This window comes from Kitasatospora mediocidica KCTC 9733, from assembly GCF_000744225.1.
In the GTDB taxonomy this organism is placed as follows: Bacteria; Actinomycetota; Actinomycetes; order Streptomycetales; family Streptomycetaceae; genus Kitasatospora; species Kitasatospora mediocidica.
Window position 1 is genome coordinate 1,102,436 of the sequence record NZ_JQLN01000005.1, and the last position, 21,010, is coordinate 1,123,445.

Annotated in this window: 21 protein-coding genes; 11 read left to right on the plus strand and 10 right to left on the minus strand. The window is 73.0% G+C overall.

The features are described 5' to 3' along the window. The first annotated feature begins 21 nt into the window (after positions 1-21). Positions 22-1,440, plus strand: coding sequence for a MocR-like pyridoxine biosynthesis transcription factor PdxR (gene pdxR / locus BS80_RS18915; protein ID WP_035798933.1), 1,419 nt, complete (start codon positions 22-24; stop codon positions 1,438-1,440). Here pdxR and BS80_RS40885 read toward each other — a convergent pair. Continuing rightward, positions 1,434-1,601 (minus strand): DUF6126 family protein, encoded by a 168-nt coding sequence (locus BS80_RS40885; RefSeq protein WP_157536379.1) that lies wholly within the window; start codon positions 1,599-1,601, stop codon positions 1,434-1,436. The two genes, pdxR and BS80_RS40885, sit on opposite strands and share 7 nt — an antisense overlap. Positions 1,602-1,618: 17 nt before the next feature. Next, positions 1,619-2,263 carry a helix-turn-helix domain-containing protein gene (locus tag BS80_RS18920; protein WP_035798935.1) on the minus strand — a complete coding sequence of 215 codons (645 nt, stop codon included), beginning with the start codon at positions 2,261-2,263 and terminating at the stop codon, positions 1,619-1,621. Positions 2,264-2,362: 99 nt separating this feature from the next. Here BS80_RS18920 and BS80_RS18925 point away from each other — a divergent pair, with 99 nt between their 5' ends. Continuing rightward, positions 2,363-3,007: a maleylpyruvate isomerase N-terminal domain-containing protein gene (locus BS80_RS18925; protein ID WP_035798937.1), complete on the plus strand. Its 645-nt coding sequence runs from the start codon at positions 2,363-2,365 to the stop codon at positions 3,005-3,007. Between the two features lie 20 nt (positions 3,008-3,027). On the opposite strand, the gene BS80_RS18930 is transcribed toward BS80_RS18925, so the two are convergent. Both BS80_RS18930 and BS80_RS18935 read right to left on the minus strand, forming a co-directional pair. Then, a complete protein-coding gene (locus tag BS80_RS18930; RefSeq protein ID WP_035798939.1) occupies positions 3,028-3,714 on the minus strand; it encodes a response regulator in 687 nt (228 codons plus the stop codon). 15 nt (positions 3,715-3,729) lie between these two features. Next, positions 3,730-5,046, minus strand: coding sequence for a sensor histidine kinase (locus BS80_RS18935; protein WP_035801896.1), 1,317 nt, complete (start codon positions 5,044-5,046; stop codon positions 3,730-3,732). 216 nt (positions 5,047-5,262) lie between these two features. Here BS80_RS18935 and BS80_RS18940 point away from each other — a divergent pair, with 216 nt between their 5' ends. The 7 genes from BS80_RS18940 to BS80_RS37845 all read left to right on the plus strand — a co-directional run bounded on the left by BS80_RS18940 (position 5,263) and on the right by BS80_RS37845 (position 11,793). Continuing rightward, a complete protein-coding gene (locus BS80_RS18940; RefSeq protein ID WP_035798941.1) occupies positions 5,263-5,985 on the plus strand; it encodes an ABC transporter ATP-binding protein in 723 nt (240 codons plus the stop codon). Beyond that, positions 5,982-8,357, plus strand: a complete 2,376-nt coding sequence (locus tag BS80_RS18945; RefSeq protein WP_035798944.1) for an FtsX-like permease family protein — start codon at positions 5,982-5,984, stop codon at positions 8,355-8,357. Before BS80_RS18940 ends, BS80_RS18945 begins: the two co-directional genes overlap by 4 nt. Before the next feature lie 62 nt (positions 8,358-8,419). Further along, positions 8,420-9,214, plus strand: coding sequence for a hypothetical protein (locus BS80_RS18950; RefSeq protein ID WP_157536381.1), 795 nt, complete (start codon positions 8,420-8,422; stop codon positions 9,212-9,214). Between the two features lie 149 nt (positions 9,215-9,363). Continuing rightward, positions 9,364-10,095, plus strand: coding sequence for an HAD family hydrolase (locus BS80_RS18955; protein WP_035798946.1), 732 nt, complete (start codon positions 9,364-9,366; stop codon positions 10,093-10,095). A gap of 84 nt (positions 10,096-10,179) precedes the next feature. Then, positions 10,180-10,542 carry a hypothetical protein gene (locus BS80_RS18960; RefSeq protein ID WP_035798947.1) on the plus strand — a complete coding sequence of 121 codons (363 nt, stop codon included), beginning with the start codon at positions 10,180-10,182 and terminating at the stop codon, positions 10,540-10,542. 113 nt (positions 10,543-10,655) lie between these two features. After that, complete coding sequence (locus BS80_RS18965; protein WP_063772010.1) at positions 10,656-11,237, plus strand: SigE family RNA polymerase sigma factor; 582 nt, start codon at positions 10,656-10,658, stop codon at positions 11,235-11,237. Beyond that, entirely contained in the window at positions 11,203-11,793 is a 591-nt protein-coding gene (locus BS80_RS37845; RefSeq protein WP_051966782.1) for a PASTA domain-containing protein, read from the plus strand. The genes BS80_RS18965 and BS80_RS37845 overlap by 35 nt, the downstream gene beginning before the upstream one ends. Positions 11,794-11,854: 61 nt before the next feature. Here BS80_RS37845 and BS80_RS18975 read toward each other — a convergent pair whose 3' ends face one another. The 3 genes from BS80_RS18975 to BS80_RS18985 form a co-directional block, all read right to left on the minus strand. Beyond that, complete coding sequence (locus BS80_RS18975; RefSeq protein WP_051966783.1) at positions 11,855-13,102, minus strand: S53 family peptidase; 1,248 nt, start codon at positions 13,100-13,102, stop codon at positions 11,855-11,857. Positions 13,103-13,427: 325 nt separating this feature from the next. Further along, positions 13,428-15,836 (minus strand): glycoside hydrolase family 65 protein, encoded by a 2,409-nt coding sequence (locus BS80_RS18980; RefSeq protein ID WP_035798948.1) that lies wholly within the window; start codon positions 15,834-15,836, stop codon positions 13,428-13,430. Beyond that, on the minus strand, positions 15,833-16,582 hold the full coding sequence (locus BS80_RS18985; protein ID WP_035798949.1) for an HAD family hydrolase: 750 nt from the start codon (positions 16,580-16,582) through the stop codon (positions 15,833-15,835). Before BS80_RS18985 ends, BS80_RS18980 begins: the two co-directional genes overlap by 4 nt. Before the next feature lie 150 nt (positions 16,583-16,732). On the opposite strand from BS80_RS18985, the gene BS80_RS18990 reads away from it, so the two are divergent. After that, positions 16,733-17,797: an enoyl-CoA hydratase/isomerase family protein gene (locus BS80_RS18990; RefSeq protein WP_035798950.1), complete on the plus strand. Its 1,065-nt coding sequence runs from the start codon at positions 16,733-16,735 to the stop codon at positions 17,795-17,797. Between the two features lie 32 nt (positions 17,798-17,829). Here the strand turns inward: BS80_RS18990 and BS80_RS18995 are convergent, their stop codons facing one another. After that, positions 17,830-18,285, minus strand: coding sequence for a helix-turn-helix domain-containing protein (locus tag BS80_RS18995; protein WP_035798951.1), 456 nt, complete (start codon positions 18,283-18,285; stop codon positions 17,830-17,832). 509 nt (positions 18,286-18,794) lie between these two features. On the opposite strand from BS80_RS18995, the gene BS80_RS19000 reads away from it, so the two are divergent. Beyond that, positions 18,795-19,505, plus strand: coding sequence for a ScbR family autoregulator-binding transcription factor (locus BS80_RS19000; protein ID WP_035798952.1), 711 nt, complete (start codon positions 18,795-18,797; stop codon positions 19,503-19,505). A 90-nt stretch (positions 19,506-19,595) separates the two neighbouring features. Here the strand turns inward: BS80_RS19000 and BS80_RS19005 are convergent, their stop codons facing one another. Continuing rightward, complete coding sequence (locus BS80_RS19005) at positions 19,596-20,108, minus strand: flavin reductase family protein (RefSeq protein ID WP_035798953.1); 513 nt, start codon at positions 20,106-20,108, stop codon at positions 19,596-19,598. 166 nt (positions 20,109-20,274) lie between these two features. Next, positions 20,275-20,937 carry a ScbR family autoregulator-binding transcription factor gene (locus BS80_RS19010; protein ID WP_035798954.1) on the minus strand — a complete coding sequence of 221 codons (663 nt, stop codon included), beginning with the start codon at positions 20,935-20,937 and terminating at the stop codon, positions 20,275-20,277. Positions 20,938-21,010: the final 73 nt, after the last annotated feature.

A 21,010-nucleotide genomic window follows, 5' to 3' on the forward strand; every position in this document is an offset into this window, starting at 1 on the left:
CCCCCGTGGTTCATTTCCAGTATGAATTCTTGGGCCACTTGGGGGCATGACCTGCACCTCGACCTCTCCGAACGACGGGCCCGCGGCCTGGGCCTGCGGGCCGCCCTGGAGGACGCGCTGCGCGAGGCGGCGGCCGGGGCGAGTCTGACGCCGGGCACCCGGCTGCCGTCCTCCCGGATGCTGGCGGCCGACCTCGGGATCGCCCGCAACACGGTCGCCGAGGCCTACGCCCAGCTCGCCGCGGAGGGCTGGCTGACCTCCCGTCAGGGGTCGGGGACGACCGTGGCCGACCGTGCGGTGCGTCGTGGTGCCGGCTCCCCGGCGCCGGCCTCGCCCGACGCGGCGCTGCGCTACGACCTGCGGGCCGGGCACCCCGATCTCGACCTCTTCCCGCACGTGGCATGGCTGGCCGCCGCCCGCCGGGCGCTGGCCGCGGCGCCGCGCGACGCGCTCGGCTACTCCGACTCGCGCGGCCGGATCGAGCTGCGCCAGGCGCTGGCCGACTACCTCGGCCGGGTGCGCGGGGTGCGCACCGACCCCGACCGGCTGCTGCTCACCTCCGGCTACGCACAGGGCCTGAGCCTGCTCAGCGCCGAACTGCACGCGCGCGGCGCGCACACGCTGGCCGTCGAGGCGTACGGCCTCGCCCCGCACCGCGCGATGATCACCGCCGCCGGACCGGCGACCGTGCCGCTCCCGGTGGACGAGAACGGCGCGCGGACCGACCTGCTCCCGGGCGTCGGGGCCGGGGCCGTCCTGCTCACCCCCGCCGACCAGTTCCCCACCGGCAACCTGCTGCACCCCACCCGGCGGGCCGCCGCAGTCGACTGGGCGCGGGAGAACGACGCCTTCGTGATCGAGGACGACTACGACGGGGAGTTCCGCTACGACCGGCAGGCGGTCGGCGCGATGCAGGCGCTCGATCCCGAGCGGGTGGTGTACGCCGGCACCGCCAGCAAGAGCCTGGCGCCCGGCCTGCGGCTCGGCTGGCTGGCGCTGCCGAGCGCGCTCGTCGAGCCGATGCGGGCCCGCAAGGCAGCGACCGGCGGGCAGTCGGGCGTCCTGGAGCAGCTGACGCTGGCCGAGCTGATCCGCTCGGGTGGCTACGACCGCCAGGTGCGCCGGGCCCGGCTGCACTACCGGCGGCGCCGCGACCGGGTGGCCGCGCTGCTCGCCGAGCGGGCGCCGGACGTCCGGGTGACCGGGATCTGCGCCGGGCTGCACGCCGTCCTGCGACTGCCGGGCGGCCTCCCGACGGAGGAGGTGCTGGTCGAGCGGGCGTACCGGCGCGGGCTCGGGCTGCAGGGGCTGCACGCGTTCCGTCACCCGTTGACGGCGCCGGACACGCTGCCGCCGTCGCTGGTGATCGGGTACGGGGCGCCGCCGGAGCGGGCGTTCGTGCGCGGCCTGGAGGTGCTGGGTGACCTGCTCGGTCAGTGATGCGTGTGCGCGCCCAGGTAGAAGAGCAGGAAGAGGAAGCCGCCGAAGAGGTGGGCGGCGGCCATGTAGATGAGCACACGGATCAGCACGCGGTGGTCGGTGCGCTTGCCGGCGTCGGTGGTGGGGGCGTAGGTCGGCCGGTGCACGGGGTGAGCGGACATGTCGGGTCCTTCCCGGTTCAGTGGGTGCGCGGCGGGTCGCCCAGGCAGAGGGTGCTGTCCGGGCTCTGGAGCAGGGTGTGGACGAAGAGCAGCTCGACGCCGGCGTACACGCCGGTGGGGTCGGCCGCGATGCAGTGCGGGGTGAGCGAGTCGAACTGCGCGCTGTCGCCCGGGTCGAGCAGGTGGACGGTGTCGCCCAGGGTGAGCCGCAGCCGTCCCTGGAGGACGTAGAGCCACTCCTCGCCCGGATGGACCCGGACCACCTCGTCCTGGACGCCCGGCGGCACGTGGACGCGCAGGGCCTGCATCGCCCGCCCCGGCACGCCCGCCCGCCGGTAGCCCCAGCCGCCGGCGCGGCCCGGTTCGATCGCGCCGCCGCGGATCACCGGGTCGGGCTCGCCGACCTGCTCGCCGAGCAGTCCGGCGACGGTGCCGCCGTAGGCCCGGGCCAGGCCGAGCAGGACGGGCAGGGACGGCTGCCGTCTGCCGGTCTCCAGCCGGGAGAGATAGGCTGGCGAGAGTCCGACGCGGGCGGCCGCGGCCTCCAGCGTGAGCCGGTTGGACTGCCGCTGCTCACGCAGGCGGGCTCCCAGGCCGGGTACCTCGGCGGTGTCCGGTCCGTCCGTCCGGTCGGGATCGGGGTCCGGGTGGCTCGTGCTCATGGGTTCAGTCCACACCCGCCTTGCCCATGAGGCAAGAAAAGTGCCTCAGAGGCAAAATGCGGATGCACCGGCCCGGCGTGGACCACTAGGTTCGGCCGGATGCGCACTTCAACACCGGTAGGCCCGGTCACCGCCGACGACGTGGATCTCGCCGTCGACGCCCTCATCGACGCACTGACGCCGGTCCTCCAGCAGGACTGGCACGTCCTGGCGGACGACTCGGACTGGGACTGCTGGGAGGTCGTCGAGCACATCTGCGACGACCTGTTCGCCTACGCGGGCCAACTCGCCCCGAAGCGGCCGCCGCTGGACACCCACGTGCCCATCGCCTACCAGTCCCGGCGGGTCGGCGGGCCGCCCGCCACCATCTTCGCCGATCCCAAGGCCGGGCAGGCCGGGCTGCTCCAGGTCCTGGACGCCACCCGCGCCTTCCTCACCGCGCTCGTGCGCACCTCGTCGCCGGACGTCCGGGCGCACCACGTCTTCGGCGTGTCCGACCCCGAGGGCTTCGCGGCGATGGGCGTGGTGGAGGTGCTGGCGCACGGCCACGACGTCGCCCTCGCCCTGGGCCTGGACTGGGCGCCGCCGGCCGACCTGTGCGCGCGGGTGCTGCGGCGGCTCTTCCCGGACGTACCGGAGGGCGGCGACCCGTGGGCCACGCTGCTCTGGGCCACCGGGCGCGGGACGCTGCCCGGGCGGGCCCGTCTGAACCGCTGGCGCTGGGACGGGCGCCCGAGGAGCTGACGGACCCGGCGGCTCGGGCTTCAGGAGCCTTCGACGGAGCCGCCGCCGGGGGCGATCAGGCCGGTCTCGTAGGCGAGCACCACGGCCTGCACCCGGTCGCGCAGCCCGAGCTTGGACAGGATCCGGGTGACGTGCGTCTTCACCGTGGTCTGCCCCAGGGTCAGCCGGTCGGCCAGCTCGGCGTTGCTCAGGCCGGTGGCCATCAGCCGCAGCACCTCCAGCTCGCGCGGCGTCAGTTCGGCCAGATCGCGGTGCAGGCTGTTGCGGGCCTCGTCGCGGTGGGCGAAGCGCTCGATCAGGCGGCGGGTGATGGTGGGCGCCAGCAGCGCGTCGCCGGAGCGCACCAGCCGGACCGAGGCGATCAGGTGCTCGGGGCTGACGTCCTTGAGCAGGAAGCCGCTGGCACCCGCGCTGAGCGCGGCGTAGACGTAGTGGTCCAGGTCGTAGGTGGTCAGGATGAGCACCTTGCTGTCGCAGCCGCCGCCGGACAGCAGCTGCCGGGTGGCCTCCAGCCCGTCCAGCTCCGGCATCCGGATGTCCATCAGCACCACGTCCGGGCGGGTGCGGCGGACGGCGGCGACGGCCTCGGCGCCGTTGACCGCCTCGGCCACCACCTCGATGCCGTCGCTGGCCAGGATCATCCGGAACCCGGTGCGGACCAGCGCCTGGTCGTCGGCGATGACGGCGCGCAGTGGCGCGGTGCTCATGGGACTCCTCCGGGTTCAGCCGGTCCGCCACCGCAGGCGGGCCTTGATCAGATAGCCGCCGCCGATTCTCCGCCCCGCGTCAAGGGTTCCGCCATAGAGGGCCAGGCGTTCGCGCAGTCCGATCAGGCCGCGACCGCCGCCGGTGGCCGCCTGGTCGGACGCCGAGCCGCCGGTGTCGGCCACCTCGATCCGCAGCCACTCGTCGTCGTGATCGATCGTCACCGAGGCCTCGGCGCCCACCGCGTGCTTGATCGCGTTGGTCAGCGCCTCCTGCACCACCCGGTAGGCGGTCAGGTCGGCGCCGGAGGACAGCGGCTCGGGCGGCAGCGAGAGCTCCAGCGTCACCGGCAGTCCGGCGGCCCGGACCCGGCCGGTCAGCGCGGCGAGCCGGCCGAGCCCGGGCTGCGGTTCCAGCTCGTCCGTGCCGCCGCCCTCCAGCTCGGCCCGGCCGGTGCCGGAGGCGGCCAACAGGCCCATCACGTGGCGTAGTTCGGCCATCGCCGCGCGGCCTCCGGACTCCACCGCGAGCATCGCCTCCCGGGCGTCCGCGGGCGAGACGTCCAGCACCCGGCGGGCGGCGCCGGCTTGGATCACCATCACGCTGACGTTGTGCGTCACCACGTCGTGCAGCTCGGCGGCGATCCGCGCGCGCTCCTCCTCGACGGCCCGGCGGGTGGCCTCCGCCTGGGCCGAGCGCAGCTCGGCCAGGCGCTGTTGACCGTCCCGCAGGCTCTGGCGCGAGTACCGGACGGTGGCGGCCACCAGCCCGAGCACATTCAGGATGACGTACGGGCGGGCGATCAGCGGGCCGGAGGCGTCGGCCTGTTGGTCGAGGCCGGTGGCGGCCAGCACCGCGCCGAGCGCGAAACTGCCCAGCACCGGAGGCAGGTTGCGGCTGTGGGCGACGGCGCTCCAGGCCGCGACCGCACAGCCGAGCACGCTGAACCAGCCCGCGTAGGACTGGGCGCTGAGCGCCGCGAGCAGCACCACCCAGAAGACCGCCAGCGGGTAGCGGCGCCGGGCCAGCAGGGGCAGCGCGGTCAGCGCGAGCAGCACGTAGTCGCGGGCCTCCAGTGGGACCGGAACGGAGGAGCCGAGCAGCCCGGGGCACAACGGCCGGTCGGGAACGGCGCTTTGGGGCAGCGCCGACGGCAGTCCGACGCCCTGGCGTCCGATGGTGGCGAAGGTGCCCCGGTAGAGCACCACGGCGGTCAGCAGCAGGGCGAGCAGCGCGTCGCCGAGCAGCGTACGGCGGTCCGGCCAGACGGTCCGGCCGTCCGGGCGCAGCGCGTCGCGGACCAGTCGCCGCCAGCCATGAGGTCCTTCGTCCATCAGCACCGGCTCATTGTGCAGGCGGACTTCGCGGCTCCGCATCCCTCCCACTGCCCACCCCGCCGACCGAGCGGCGTACTTCGCAAGGAGGACCCCGGCGCGGGTCGTCCGCGAGGACGACGCAATGTCGATGCAGCGGTCGACGCGGCCCGAGGACCCCCGCTCCTACCGTCGTTCCCGACAGCACAATCCCCGGTGAACAGAACGGATGACCCGATGGGCCACGTGATCGAACTGGCCGGCGCGGCCAGGCACTACGACAGCGCCGACACACCGGCCCTCGGGCCGCTCACCCTCACCGTCGAGGAAGGCGAGGCACTCGCGGTGACCGGGCCCTCGGGCAGCGGCAAGTCCACCCTGCTCAACCTGATCGCCGGTCTGGACAAGCCGAGTTCGGGCGGCGTCACGGTGGCCGGGCAGCGGCTCGACCAGCTCGGCGAGCGGGCACTCGCCCGGTTCCGGCGCGAGCGGATCGGGATGGTCTTCCAGTTCTTCAACCTGCTGGACGACCTCACCGTCACCGACAACATCCTGCTGCCGGCGCAGCTGGCCAAGACCGGCGGCCGGGCGGCGGCGGCCCGGGCGGCCGAACTGCTGGAGACGCTCGGCATCGCCAAGCACGCCCGGGCCTACCCGGGCCGGCTCTCCGGCGGCGAGCGCCAGCGGGTCGCGGTGGCACGGGCGTTGATCAACCGTCCGGCACTGCTGCTGGCCGACGAGCCGACCGGCGCGCTGGACAGCGCGGCCGGCCAGGAGGTCCGCGAGCTGCTGATCGACCTGAACCGCGGCGGCCAGACCGTGGTGCTGGTCACCCACGACGACGCACTCGCCGAGGCCTGCGCCGGCCGACGGCTGCACCTGGTGGACGGCCGCATCGCGTTCGACCGGCCGACTCAGGACAGCAAGACCCGCAACGAGGCTTCGGCGGTGACCCGATGAGGCGCGGCGGAGCTCTCGGCACGGTGGTCCGCTCCGGGGTGGGCCGGCGGCGGCTGCAGACCCTGGTGATGGTGCTGGTCACCATGGTCGCGGTGGTCTCGGCGGTGGTCGCCGGCTCGCTGCTGGTGGCCTCCTCAGCCCCCTTCGACCACGCCTTCGCCCGCCAGCACGGCGCGCACCTGGTCGTCCAGGTCGACGCCGGAGCGGTCGACGCGGCACAACTGGCCGCCACCGGGCGGCTGCCCGGAGTGACGGCCGTCGCGGGCCCCTACCCCGCGACCACGCTCACCCCGGTGCTTGACCACGGCGAGGCGGGCCCGCAGCTCTTCACCGTCGGGCGGCCGAGCGCCACCGGCGGCGGCGTCGACGAGCTGAGCCTTCTCAGCGGGCGCTGGCCGAGCGCGCCGGGCGAGTTGGTGATCTCGACGGACTACAACGGCCCGGAGTTCACCGTCGGCTCCACCCTGCGGACGACCTCCGGCGCCGCGCTGACGATCGTCGGCACCGCCTCCTCGGTCAGCGGGACCGCCCAGGCCTGGATGCTGCCGGCCGGCGTCGACGCGCTGCCCGGGTCCGGCGGCCCGGCGCAGCAGCAGGAGCTCTACCGCTTCGCCGCGGCCGACACCGCGACGCAACTCGACGCGGAACGAGCCGAGTTGGCCAGGGCCCTGCCGTCCGGCGCGCTGCTGGGCACCCGTTCGTACTTGGACACCAAGCTGGCCGCCGACGAGAACGCGCAGTCGATCGCCCCCTTCCTGCTGGCCTTCGGCGCGCTCGGGCTGGTCATGTCGGTGATCATCGTGGCCAGCGTGGTCAGCGGCGCGGTCGGCTCCGGCATGCGGCGGATCGGCATCCTCAAGGCACTCGGCTTCACCCCTGGCCAGGTGGTGCGCGCCTATGTGGCGCAGGCGCTGCTGCCGGCCGCCCTCGGTACGGCGCTCGGGTTGGTGGGCGGCAACCTGCTGGCGATGCCGCTGCTGGGCGACGCCCAGGAGGCGTACGGCTCGGCCTCGTTGGCGGTGTCCTGGTGGGTCGACCTGGCGGTCGGGGGCAGCGCGCTGCTGGTCGTCGCGCTGGCCGCCGTGGTGCCCGCGCTGCGGGCCGGGCGACTGCGCACGGTGGACGCGATCGCGGTGGGCCGGGCGCCACGCACCGGCCGCGGCCAGTGGGCACACCGGCTGGCCACCCGGCTGCCGGTTCCGCGCCCGGTCTCGTACGGGCTGGCCGGGCCGTTCGCCCGCCCGGTGCGGACGGCCGCGCTGGTGGCCGCCGTGGCGTTCAGCACCGCCGCCGCGACCTTCGCGAGCGGGCTGACCTCCTCGGCGAACGCGATCGGCCACTCGCGGGAGGTGGACAGCGGGTACGCGGTCACCGTCGACCCGATGGTCTTCCCGCACGGCGGCCCGGGCCAGGCGGACGGCGCGCCCGCACGGCCGATTCCGCTGACCGCCGCGCAGGACGCCACGGTGGTGGCCGCCATCAAGGCCCAGCCGGGAACGGCCGGTTACTACGCCATCAGCGGCATCCAGGCCGCCGTCTCCGGGGTCGCCGGCACCGTACAGACCATGCTCTACACCGGCGACTCACCCGCCACCGGCTACGACATGCTGGCCGGGCACTGGCTGACCGGCCCCGGCCAGGTGGTCGCACCACAGCACTTCCTGACCACCAGCGGCCACCGGGTCGGCGACACGATCACCCTGACCTCGCAGGGCAGCAGCCTGCCGGCGGTGATCGTCGGCGAGTCCTTCAACGCGGGCGAGGGCGGCATGGAGCTCAGCGCCGACCTGCCCGCCTTCCTGACCGGCCCCGGCGCGCCGGCGATCTGGACCTACGGCGTCGCGCTGAAGCCGGGTGTCTCGACCGCCTCCTACCTGAGCGGGCTGAACACCGCGCTGGCCCCGCTCGGCGTCCGCGGCACCGAGCGCCAGGGGGAGACCTCGAACATCGTGGTCATGGTCGACGCGATGACGGCGCTGCTCACCCTGATGCTGCTGGTGGTCGCCGGGCTCGGCGTGCTCAACGCCGTGGTGCTGGACACCCGGGAGCGGGTGCGCGACCTCGGGGTCTGCAAGGCGCTCGGCATGACCCCGGGCCAGGTCACCGCGATGGTGCTCACCTCGGTGGCCGGCGTCGGCCTGGTCGGCGGGATCCTCGGAGTGCCGGGCGGGATCGCGCTGCACGACCTGGTCCTGCCGATGGTCGGACACGGCATGGACAGCGCCCTGCCGAGCCAGGTCACCGACGTCTACCACGCCCTGGAACTGGGCCTGCTGGGGCTGGGCGGCGTGCTGATCGCGATGCTCGGCGCGCTGCTGCCGGCCGGCTGGGCGGCCCGGACCCGGACGGCGACGGCACTGCGCACGGAGTAGCACCGCTCCACCCCGCAGACAAAGGGTGTGCAAAAACCGCAGGCAGCGGCTATCTTCCCCCGGTGATGATCGAATTGACCGAGCAGCCCCGCACCAGCTGGTGGACGCTCGTCCGGGGGAAGCCGGCAGCCTGTGGGTGGCGGCTGCTGGCCGTTCAGCTGGTGTTCGCGGTGGCCGGTGCGGGCGAACTGAGGCTTCGGGTGGCGCTCCAGGGCGACGCTCCGCGCGTGGTGCTGGATCTCGCGCTGCTTGTCGTGGGCAGCCTCACGGCCGCCTGGAGCTGGTCCGCGAAGCTGCGGGTCCTGGACGGCGGGCGTGGGATACCGTCGGCGCTGCGGCCCGACCTGCGGCGGATCGGGCGGCTGGGAGGGTGGCTGGCGGTCCTGGACGTCTTCGGACTGCTGAGGTTGTTCAGCGACATCGACATCGACGCGTATGTCGGTCTCGTGGTCTCGCCGCTGATGAACGCCGTCCGGCTGGGCTACCTCTACCTGCTGTTCGCGGCGGCGCTGCTGCCCATGGCGATCCTGCTGGAGGGACGCGGCATCGGCCGGGCCTTCCGGCTGTCCCACGGCCGCGGACTGACCGTCCTGCGCGTCCTGCCCGTGGTGCTGCTCAGCGGCCTGGTCACCAGCGTCCTGCAGCAGTGGCAGATCATGACGCTGGGCACGCTTCCGGAGGTGTCGTCCATCGGCCTGGTCCAGGTCGCGGCGCTCCTGATCGAGGTGTTGAAGGACGTCCTCGTCGCGGTGCTGCTCTACGCCGCCTATCGGGGAGCAGAGCGACCCCAGCGGAACGAGACGCAGGAAGTCGGCCTGGCCGACTTCTCGGGCCGTCTGCCTGCTCCCGAGCATTAGGGAACTGACCAACGTGAAGTTCCGCTCGGTGATCTTCTCCTGACCCCGGTGCCGTCGGCCCGTCGCGCTGCGGCGGCCGAGGGCACAACAGCGACTGCCCAGGCCTGTCCTACAGTTGCACGAGATCCACTGCGTCCACTGGGGGAGCCATGCGACAGGTCCGGGCCGTTCTGTTCGACATCGACGACACGCTCTTCGACTACAGCGGCGCCGAACGGGCCGCGATCGTGGCCCAGGTGGACGAGAGCGGCATGGCGGGGGCGTTCGCCTCGGAGCAGGCGGCGGTGGAGCTCTGGATCCAGGTCATGGCGGCTGCCTACCAGCGCTTTCTGGACGGGGAGTTGACGCACCGGGGACAGCAGCTGGAGCGGACCCGGGCGTTCGTCGCCGCCGTCCGGCCGGGCGACGGGCCGCTGGACGACGCGGCGGCGGCCGAGTGGTTCGAGGGCTACCGGCGGCACTATCGCGCGGCGTGGCGGGCGTTCCCCGACGCGGCGCCGACGCTGGAGGCGCTGACCGCGCACGGGCTGCGGCTCGGGTTGATCTCCAACTCCAGTGAGCTGAACCAGCGGCCCAAGATGCGGGAGATCGGCCTGGCCGACTTCTTCTCCGACGGCCCGCTGATCTGCTCGGAGGAGCACGGCGCGGCCAAGCCCGCCGCGTCCATCTTCCATGCCGCGTGCGGGGAGTTGGGGCTGGCGCCGGGGGAGGTCGCGTACGTCGGCGACCGGCACGACCTCGACGCGCAGGGCGCCCGGGACGCCGGGCTGACGGGCATCTGGCTCAACCGCGCAGCGGCCGGCCCGCAGGCGGACCCCGATGTCACCGTGATCGCCTCACTGACCGAGCTGCTCCCGCTGTTCACGCCGGCCGGTCGCTGAGCGTCCGCGTCCAACTCCTTCTGGCACCAACGCCGTTCCCGTATCGTCGAAGCGACACCTTCTTCGGGGGCGGAGATGACGCGGATGACCGGGCTCCGGCGGGTCCTGCGGGTGCTGGTCGCCGTCGTCGGCCTGGCGCTGGCCCTGAACGCACCCTGGCCGGCCGGCGCGCCTCAACTGGGCGGCCTCCGGATCGTCTCCGTGGTCACCTGCTTCGCCCTCGCCGCCTGCCTGCACCTGTTGCGCCCACCCGAAGCGGGACTGCCGGACGCGCTGCGGCTGCGTGAATGGCACCGCAGGGCCGGCCGGTGGGCCGGGGCGTGCCTGGCCGTCACCGGGGTCCTCGCGTTCGCCTGGGCCGCCCAGCTGGCGCATCCACCTGATCGACTCGCTGTTCCCGGGCACACCGTCGTCGACCGAGCTGGAGGACTGACCCGCCGCGCGTGACGCCCGTCACATCGTGCGAACGGATGCAGCAGATCCGGGTGCCCCGCCGTCGGAGAGGAGGAGTCGGCAGGCGCACCCGAGGAGGAACACGTGCACACGTCACTGGTCGTCCGGTGAGGCTCGGCAGGGACCGGGCGACGGCAGCTCAGGGGATCGACTTCGCCGAGTTCGTCCAGCAGCGGTCCGCGGCGCTGTTCCGCACGGCGTACGTGCTGACCGGTGGTCGGGAGACCGCGGAGGATCTGGTGCAGGAGGCGCTGGAGAAGGCGTGCCGGCACTGGAACCGGGTCCGGGTCACGGACTCGCCGGAGGCGTACGTGCGGCGGATCGTGGTGAACCTGGCCAACGACCGGTGGCGCAGGCTGCGCCGGGCCGGTGAGCGCTCGGATCTCGCGGACCGCGCCGACCCCAGCGATCACTACCGGGGGGTGGAGCAGCGCGACGAGGTGGTCCGGGCGTTGCAGTCGCTCCCGATCGGGATGCGCACCGTCGTGGTGCTGCACTATCTGCACGAGATGGGGGACGCCGAGATCGCCGCCGCCCTTGGCATCTCCGCAGGCAGCGTGCGCTCCCAACTCGCCCGTGGGCTGGCCAAACTGCGCAGCGCTGCCGCCCCGGACGAGCCGACCGAACGTCCCTCCCCCGCCCCGAAGGTGCGTGATGACCGTGTTGCCGCCCGACTCCACCACCCCTGACCGCGACTTCGAAGAGGCGTTGATCCAGGCCATGGACACCTTCGCGCACGACACACCGCCCCCCGCCTTCGACGGCGGCGCAATCCTGCGGCGCACCCGCCGTCGGCGCGCGGTCCGCACCGCGACGGCCTCGGCGGCGGCCGTCCTCGTCCTCGGGGTGGGCACGGCGCTGGCGCTGCACCCGTCGGGCGGTCCGACCCTCCTGATCGCCTCGGGCCCGAGCGTCTCCAGCGCGCCCGCCGCGGCGCCCACGCCCATGCCGACACCCCCGCAGGCGGCCTCGCCGACGCCGCCGTTCATGCCGACCCGGCCGGCGCCGTGGACGCACAACGCCGCCGCGCAACCGGGCCTGGTCACCGTCCCCTCGGTCCTCGGCATGAGCCGCACCCGGGCCGAGCAGGTGCTCGGCCAGGCCGGCCTGCGCCTCTTCCCGATCCAGTCGGGGTCCGACCCGCAGAGCCCGGCCGACACGGTGCTGGCGATGCAGCCCGCCGCCGGCACCGACGTCGCCGCCGGGACGTCCGTCGTCCTGTCGTTCGCGCGGAACAGCCCCTGACGGCGACTGCCCCGCACACCCGAGGGGGGATGTGCGGGGCAGCGAGAGGAATTCAGCCAGGTCAGCCGGTGAAGGCGGCCAGGCCGTTCGGGGTACCGAGGCCCGTCGGGCCGTCGTAGCCGACCTCGGCGGTGCAGAGGTAGGCCGGGGAGCAGCTGGCGGTGTTGCCGGTGGTGACGTCGTTCAGCGAGCTGGTGTGGGCGTAGAGGTCGGCCGCCGGGATGGCCGCGGACGGGGTGCCCGCGTCGGCGTAGACCGCCGCGATGAGCGGCGAGGCGACGCTCGTGCCGCCGTAGACGTTCCAGCCCGAGCCGCCGTAGGTCTGGTAGACCGCGACACCGGTGGCCGGGTCGGCGACGGCCGAGACGTCCGCGACGGTGCGCTTGGAGCAGCCGGTGTCCTTCTGCCAGCTGGGCTTGGCGTCGTACGCCGAGCAGCCGGAGCCGGCGCCCTCGCTGCTGCTGGTCGACCACACCGACTCGGTCCAACCACGGGCGTTGGTGGCCTTCTTGAGCGCGGTGCCGCCGACGGCGGTGACGTACTTGGAGGCCGCCGGGTACTCCACGCCGTAGCCCGAGTCACCGGAGCTGGCGGTGATCGCCACGCCCGGGTGGTTGAAGTACTTGGTGTCGTAGCTCGGGTCCGAGGAGGACTCGCCGCCGCCGTAGCTGTTGGAGACGAACTTGGCGCCCAGCTTCACGGCCTCGTTGACGGCGGTGCCCAGGTTGGCGGTGGTCGCGCTCTTGGCCTCGACCAGGATGATGTGGGCGTTCGGCGCGATCGCCGAGACCATGTCGACGTCCAGCGATATCTCGCCGGCCCAGCCCTGGTCCGGGGTCGGCAGGGCGGTGGTGCTGCCGGTCTGGCTGACCTTCTTGAAGCAGCCGTTGGCCGTGGTGCAGGCCGGCAGGCCGTACTGGGCGCGGTAGACGCCGAGGTCGGCCTCCGCGTTGGGGTCGTCCTGGGCGTCCACGATGGCCACCGTCTGGCCCGCGCCGCCGTTCGCCGGAAGGTTGTAGGCGCTGCGCAGGTCGCTCGGGCCGAAGCCGGAGGGCGTCGCGTTCGGCGTCACGCCCATCGCGTTGATGTGCTCGGCCACGCTCGTGACCCGCAGCGCGTTACAGGCCATCAGCGTGGACGTCGGGGCGGCGCAGGAGCGCACCCAGGAGGTCCCGTCGTGGCTGAAGGTCTGCGGGGCGGCAGCGCCGGCCGGGGCGGCGACCGCCAGCGCGGAGAGCGCCAGCGAGGCCGAGCCCACGAGGGCGACGGCGATCTTGCGGGTGGTGGGGGAGAACGGAGTGACGCGCAACGGACTGCTCCCTTTGGTCTGGGGTGAACCGGGGGCGAAAAGGGTGTGGGGGACCGCCACATGGACATGCGTGGTCCACGTGCCGGGGGCGTGCGATTGCGTGAGCCAGGCCTGCCCGGGGTCGGGTTCGACCGGCTTGCGACGAGGCTAGTGAGGCATGACCCGGTCAACAAGAGTCCAGAAAGAACTCCATCCGGCCGTTACCTGGAATGGGTTGAAAACCGACTGACCGTCACTTCGCAGTCACCCGGACGCAACAACGGCGTGCCCAAACTTGCCTGGTCAGGCAAGTAGGGCACGCCGTGAGGCCTGTGGTGCCAGGTGGCTACTCGGCCGCCAGATGGTCCGGGGCGCCGCCGATCACCGAGCCGGTGGCGGGCCCGGCCTGGGACTGACGACGGGCCGGCTCGCGGCCGGGCGGCTGGCTCGGGCGCTCGCCCGTCCTGGGCGTGGCGGTGGGGCGCCGCACGGGCTCGTCGACGGCGACCGTCAGGTCCTCGCCGTCGTGCGACAGTCGCAGCCGGGTTCCCTCGCGCAGGGTGTAGGTGGTCTGGGCGTGGGTGATCTCGACGCGCAGCAGGTGTTGACGGACCTTCATCGAGAAGGCGAGGCGCACCAGCCCGGCGGGCAGCCGGGGTTGGAAGGCCAGGAGGTCGCCGTGGTCGCGCAGGCCGCCGAAGCCGCCGACCAGCGCGAGGCAGGAGCCGGCCAGCGAGGCCATGTGCAGGCCGTCGCGGGTGTTGCCGCCCAGGTCGTGCAGATCCATCATGGCGGCCTCGGCGGTGTAGTCGTACGCGAGGTCCAACTGCCCCACCTCGGCGGCCATCACCGCCTGGGTGCAGGCCGAGAGCGAGGAGTCCCGGACGGTGAGGCGCTCGTAGTAGGCGAAGTTGCGGATCTTCTGCTCGGCACTGAAGGCGTCGCCGCGGACCTGCATGGCCAGCACCAGGTCGGCCTGCTTGACCACCTGCTTGCGGTACAGGTCGAAGTACGGATAGTGCAGCAGCAGCGGGTACTTCTCGGGCGGTGTGCCCTCGAAGTCCCACTGCTGGTGGTCGGTGAAGCCGTCCGCCTGCGGGTGCACGCCGAGCTTGGCGTCGTACGGGATGTACATCGCGGAGGCGGCGTCGCGCCAGGCCGCGGTCTCCTCGGTGTCCACGCCGAGCGCGGCGGCCTCGATCGGATGCCGGGTGGCGGCCTCGGCGGCCTCGCGCAGGTTCGACTGGGCCATCAGGTTGGTGTAGACGTTGTTGTCGGCCACCGCGCTGTACTCGTCCGGTCCGGTGACGCCCTCGATCCGGAACCGGCCGACCGAGTCGTGGTGCCCGAGCGAGCGCCACATCCGGGCCGTCTCGACCAACAGCTCGACGCCGTAGGCCCGTTCGAACTCGGTGTCACCGGTGGCCCGGACGTAGCGGGCGACCGCGACGGCGATGTCGGCGCCGATGTGGAAGGCCGCGGTGCCGGCCGGCCAGTAGCCGGAGCACTCCTCGCCGCGGATCGTGCGCCACGGGAACACCGCTCCCGCCAGCCCGAGTTGGGCGGCGCGCTCGCGGGCCAGCGGCAGCGTGGTGTGCCTCCAGCGCAGCGCCTGGGACACCGCACTCGGCAGCGCGTAGGTGAGCACCGGCAGGACGAACGCCTCGGTGTCCCAGAAGCTGTGCCCGTCATAGCCCGGGCCGGTCAACCCCTTGGCGGGGATGGCGCGTTCCTCGCTGCGGGCGGAGGCCTGCAGCACGTGGAAGAGCGCGAAGCGGACGGCCTGCTGGAGCTCGACGTCGCCGTCGATCTCGATGTCGCTGGTGCTCCAGAAGGCGTCCAGGTACTCCTTCTGCTCGGCCACCAGGCCCTCCCAGCCGGAGTACCGGGCAGCGGTCAGCGCGGCCTCCACCTGGTCCCGGACGGCGGGCAGCGAGCGGGTCGCCGACCAGCCGTAGGAGATGAACTTGACCAGCCGCAGCTTCTCGCCGGGCTGCAGCACGGTGGTCACGCTGATCCGCGCCTGGTCCTCGCGGCTCTCGGCGGTGACGCTGACGTCCTTCGGCCCCTCGATCAGGTGGTCCATGCCGACCGCCACCCGCAGCTCGCTGTACCGGGTGCGGTGCACCAGCGACGCGGTGGTGCCGGCCGCGTGGTGACCCTCGGCGACCAGTGGCGCCTCCAGCACCGCCGAGGCGCGCGGATCGCCGTCCGAGCCCGGGAGTTGCTCGTTGGCGACCAGCTCCGACTGGAGCACGATGCGGATCGTGTCGTCGACCGCCTCGACCTCGTACTCGATCGCGGCGATCGCCCGCTGGGTGAGCGAGACCAGCCGCTTGGAACGGACCTTGACGGTCCGCCCGGCCGGCGAGGTCCACTCGGCCTCGCGGCGCAGCACGCCCTCGCGGAAGTCCAGCGAGCGGCGGTGATCGCGCGGTTCGCCGTAGCGCAGGTCGAACGGCTCGTCGTCGACCAGCAGTCGGATGATCTTGCCGTTGGTGACGTTGATGACGCTCTGGCCGGACTCCGGGAAGCCGTAGCCGCCCTCCGGGTAGGGCAGCGGGCGCAGCTCGAAGACCCCGTTCAGGTACGTCCCCGGCAGGCCGTGCGGCTCCCCCTCGTCCAGGTTGGCGCGCAGGCCGATATGGCCGTTGGAGAGCGCGAAGAGCGACTCGGCCCGGGTCAGGCCGACCAGGTCGACCCGGTGCTCGGTCAGCCCCCAGGGGTCGATGGCGAACCCCTCCTGGCTGGTCATTCGGCCTCCCCCTCGATCAGGTCGGACAGGTCGTCGACCACCAGGTCCGCGCCGTTGGCGCGCAGGGCCGCGGCCTGACCCGTCCGGTTGACCCCGACCACCACCCCGAATCCGCCGGCCCGGCCGGAGGCCACCCCCGCGAGGGCGTCCTCGAAGACCGCCGCGTGCTGCGGCTCGGTCTTCAGCGCCCGGGCGGCGGCCAGGTAGGTGTCCGGGGCGGGCTTGCCCGGCAGTCCGTCCCGGCGGGCGGTCTCGCCGTCGATCACCACGTCGAACAGCCCGTCGATGCCGGCCGCCCGCAGCACGTCCCGGCAGTTGGCGCTGGAGGAGACCACCGCGCGGGGCAGGCCCAGCACCCGCAGCCGGTGCAGGTACTCCACCGAGCCCGGGTACGGCTGGACGCCCTGCTCGCGGATGAGGCGCAGCACGGTGTCGTTCTTGGCGGTGCTCAGCCCGTAGACGCTGCGGGTGCCGGGCAGGTCGGCGGCGCTGCCCTCGGGCAGCTCGATGTCCCGCGAGGCGAGGAAGGAACGGGTGCCGTCCAGCCGCGGCTTGCCGTCGACGTAGCGGTCGTAGTCCTCGACCGGGTCGAACGGGACGAACTCCTCGTCGGTGCGCCGCGCTTCCTCGCGCAGGAAGCCGTCGAACATCGACTTCCACGCGGCGGCATGGACTTTGGCGGTCTGCGTCAGCACCCCGTCGAGATCGAAGAGGTACGCGCGAATGTGATCCGGTAGCCCCAGCATGAGTGAAGTCTCACCCAGAATCCGGCTCCCACACCCGATTCGGCCCGGCGCGGCGGCCGGGGAATTCCGGCCCCCGCAGCCCGGTTGCCCGCGGGCGGCCGCAGCCGGTTACGGTGGCAACGGCACGGCCCCACCCGCGAGGAGCACCCGATGAGCACGCAGCCCGACGACTCGGTCCTGGCCCACAAGGACGGGCGGGTGGGACGGCTCACCCTCAACCGGCCGCGCGCGATCAACGCGCTGGACCACGCCATGGTCCGCCGGATGGACGCGGTGCTGGCCGACTGGGCGGCGGACGACGAGGTGGCCGCCGTGGTGGTCACCGGCGCGGGCGAGCGCGGGCTGTGCGCGGGCGGCGACATCCGGTTCTTCCACGACGACGCCAAGCTCGGCGGCGCCGGGGCGCGGGCGTTCTTCCGCGACGAGTACCTGCTCAACCACCGGATCGCCCGCTACCCGAAGCCGTACGTCGCCGTGATGGACGGGCTGGTGCTGGGCGGCGGGGTCGGCGTCTCGGCGCACGGCTCGGTCCGGGTGGTCACCGAGCGCACCGCGCTGGGCATGCCGGAGACCGCGATCGGCTTCGTGCCGGACGTCGGCGGCAGCCGGCTGCTCGCGCTGGCCCCCGGCGAGCTCGGGACGCACCTGGCGCTCACCGCCGGACGGCTGACCGGCGCCGACGCGGTGTACTGCGGCTTCGCCGACCACGTCGTGCCCTCCGACCGACTGGCGGCCTTCACCCGGGTGCTGGCCGAGGCCGAACCGGCGGCCGCCGTGGCCGAGTTCGCCGTTCCGGCCGAGCCGTCCGCGATCGCCGGGCAGCGCGAGTGGATCGACCACTGCTACGCCGCCGACACCGTCGAGGAGATCCTGGAGCGGCTGCGGGACTGCGGCCTGCCGGAGGCCAAGGAGGCGGCCGAGCTGATTCTCGCCAAGTCGCCGACCGCGCTGAAGGTCACGCTGGCCGCGCTGCGCCGGGCGCGCCGGCTGCCCTCGCTGGAGGCCGTGCTGGACCAGGAGTACCGGGTCTCCTGGGCGGGCCTGGACTCGCCCGACCTGGTGGAGGGCGTCCGGGCCCAGGTCATCGACAAGGACCGCAATCCGCGCTGGTCCCCGGCCACCCTCGCCGAGGTCTCGGCGGCCGAGGTCGATCGGCACTTCGCACCACTGGGTGAAGCCGAACTGGGCCTGGCGGCAGCGGACCTGGCGGTCTAGGACCTACGGCCTACGGCCTGCGACCTGCGACCTCAGGACCGGTCGCGGCGGCCCTTGGACGAGTCGCGGGAGGCCTCGCGGGAGGCCTCCCGGCGCGCGATGGCGTCGATCAGGTCGCTCACCGTGTCCAGTCCCTCGGGCGAGAGGTTGACCGCGCGCAGCGCCATGCTGCGCACCCCCGCGTCTCGCAGCGCGCCCAACAGGGCGATCTCCTCGGCGATTTCGCCGCCCTGTTCCTCGTCGAAGAAATAGGCGGGCGGGACCTGGAAGAACTGCGCCAGGGCTTCGAGGTGGCGCTTGGTCGGGTTGTTGCGGCGGCCGGTGCGCAACTGCCAGAGGTAGGTGGCGGAGAAACTCTCGCCGGTGACCTCCCGACAGGCCTTGGCCACTTCCTCGTGGCTGTACTGCTCGCGGTTGGGGCGGCGGACGGTCCGGAACAGCGCGTCGATCTTCTCCGAGAGTGCCGACGGCTCGACCGAATCGGTCATCCCCTCGCTCCTTCCGCTCCGCGTTCCAGCAGCTCACACGGACGCTCCTTGCTGCTGGGGCCATACTAGTTGCAGCTCGCGCGCCGTTTGAATACCACTGGTGGAAGACCGGTGGAGCTCCCGTACCGATCACGGACGCGCCGGACTGCGCGACCATTGCGTGCGGAGCCGGCTCTCAAAAACAAACCGGACTCCTGCTTCTTTACGGCCGCCTCCACCCCTGCGGGCCGCACGGCCCCCACAGTCCCGGCGGCCTCCAATCTTCGCTGAAACGTGCCAAGTTGGGTGCTATCAGACCGATTTGTCGGCTCTGACCGGCCCTCGCCACAGACCCTCCCCTGTGGAGACGCACGCACAAAAAGCCCATCCGGGGAGCGACAAAACAAGGCGGTTGGTTTTATAGTGACCACCATGCATCCTCCGCAGTACCCCCGGGTGCCCCGCACACCCGCCTCCCACATACCCCTGCGCGGTGTCATCACGAACGCTCCCGCCGACGGAGGTTCCCGGTGACGAAACAGGAGCGCGCCGAACGCACCCGCCGCGAGCTGATCCGCTCCGCCGCCGACGCGTTCGACCGGCACGGCTACGTGCAGGCGCGGATGGCCGGCATCAGCGCCGAGGCTGGCGTGAGCTCGGGGGCGCTGCACTTCCACTTCGAGAACAAGGCCACGCTGGCCGCCGCCGTCGAAGGCGAAGCGGCCCTCGCGCTGCGGACGGCGGCCCGCCACGCGACCAGGCGCAGCGTCAACTCGCTCCAGGCGCTGACCGACATCTCGCACGCCCTCGCGGAGCTGCTGCGCTCGGACGTGACGGTCCGGGCCGGGTTCCAGCTCAGCTGCGACACCGCGAAGGAGCCCGGGGTCAGCCTGCGCCAGGAGTGGCAGAGCTGCGTGCAGCAGCTGATCGCGCAGGCCTCGACCGAGGGCGTGCTCGCACCCGGGATCTCGCAGGAGAGCCTGGCCGACGCCATCGTGGCGACCACCACGGGGTTCCAGGTGCTCGGGCGGGAGAACCGGGAGTGGCTGGCCCGCAGCGCCCTGACCGGTTTCTGGCAGCTCCTGCTGCCGCACATGGCCACCCCGGAGGCGTTGCGCGGGCTGGACCCGGGCGGTACCGCGCCGAGCATCCCCAGCCAGGTCGGACCGGTCCGCGAGAGCACCGCCGTGCTCTGCGACAGCACGGCCGTGCTCTGCGCGAGCGCCGAATCGGCCGCCTGACCTGCCTGCTGACCCGCCGACTGACCCGCCGACTGACCCGCCGGCTCACGCCCGGCGGGCCTGCGGCGGGCCGTCCGATGGCGTCCCCGCTCAGTGCACCGGCGCCAAGTCGGGCGCCCAGGAGCTGTACTGGCGCTTGAAGTAGAGCAACGGTTCGCGGGCGGAGACCTCGGCGCCCTCCACCCGGGCGATGAAGATCCAGTGGTCGCCCGCCTCGACGGCGTCGACCACCCGGCACTCGGCGTACGCGAGCGCGACGTCGGCCAGGATCGGCGCGCCGCCGGCCACGGCCGAGGGACGCCAGTCGACGGCGGCGAACTTGTCGGCCTCCTTGCCCGCGAAGAGTCGCGACGTCCGCTCCCCGTGGTCCCCCGACGCCGCCAGCACGTTGACCACGAAGGCCCCGGAGGCCACGATCGCCGGCAGCGTCTGGGCGCCGCGGTCGACGCAGACCAGCAGCAGCGGCGGTTCGGCGGACACCGCACAGACGGCGTTGCAGGTGAATCCGCGCGGTTGCCCCTGCCCGTCCAGCGCCGTGACGACGGAGACCGAGGTGGGGAAGGAGCCGAATACCTCGCGGAAGCGCTCAGGATTTATCGCCATGTCGACGTCACCAGCATTCTCGTTCGGAGGCGGATACGTGGGGAACGCACCCGGAAGCCGCTGCACCACGCCACTCCCGCGGTTCGCAGGAGGGTCACCGATCCGGCTGGATTCACGCTCGAACGCGGTCGGCGGGAGCGAGCCGCCGACCGGGCCGACAGGTCGCCTAGCGGGCCGCCGCCGCGTGTTCGGCCGCCGGCTGCGCCGCCTCGGCGACCAGCCGGGCACCGCGGTCAGCGGAGGTGTCCAGCCGCGCCAGCACCGCGGGGACCGCGATGCCGGGCAGCAGGTGGTCGAAGAGCTGGGCGATCTCGCTCTCCAGCGCCGGCTGGTCCGGCAGCGCCTCGGCCACCAGCTGCACGCCCGTCCACGCGCCCACCAGGAGGCGCGCGGTGTCGGCCGGGACCACGTGCGGCAGCACCTCGCCGTTCTCCTTGGCCTCCTGGAGCTGCCCGGCCAGCAGGGCGATCCAGTCGGGCCACCGGGTGCCGAACATCGTCCGCGCCGTCCGGTCCACCGAGAGTCTGATCGAGGCGCTCAACAGCGGTTCCCTGGGCAGCCGGTGGGCCAGCGCCATGGCGGTGTCCACCAGCTCCTGGAGCCGGAAGGCCTGCGGCAGCACGCCGTCGGTGGTGACCGCCTCGTCGAGCACGCCGCGGGCCAGCGCCTCCTTCGAGGAGAAGTGGAAGTACAGGGCGCCCTTGGTCACTTGGGCGCGCTTGAGGATCTCCGCGATGGTGGCGGCCTCGTAGCCGAACTCGTCGAAGACCGAGGCGGCCGCCTCCAGGATCGCCCGTTGGGTCCGGATTCCGCGCTCCTGTTGTGCCATGACCGCCCTCCACCTTCATTTTTTACATATTGAAAAACAAACCAATTGGTCAGTATGTTATCCGCGAGCGCTT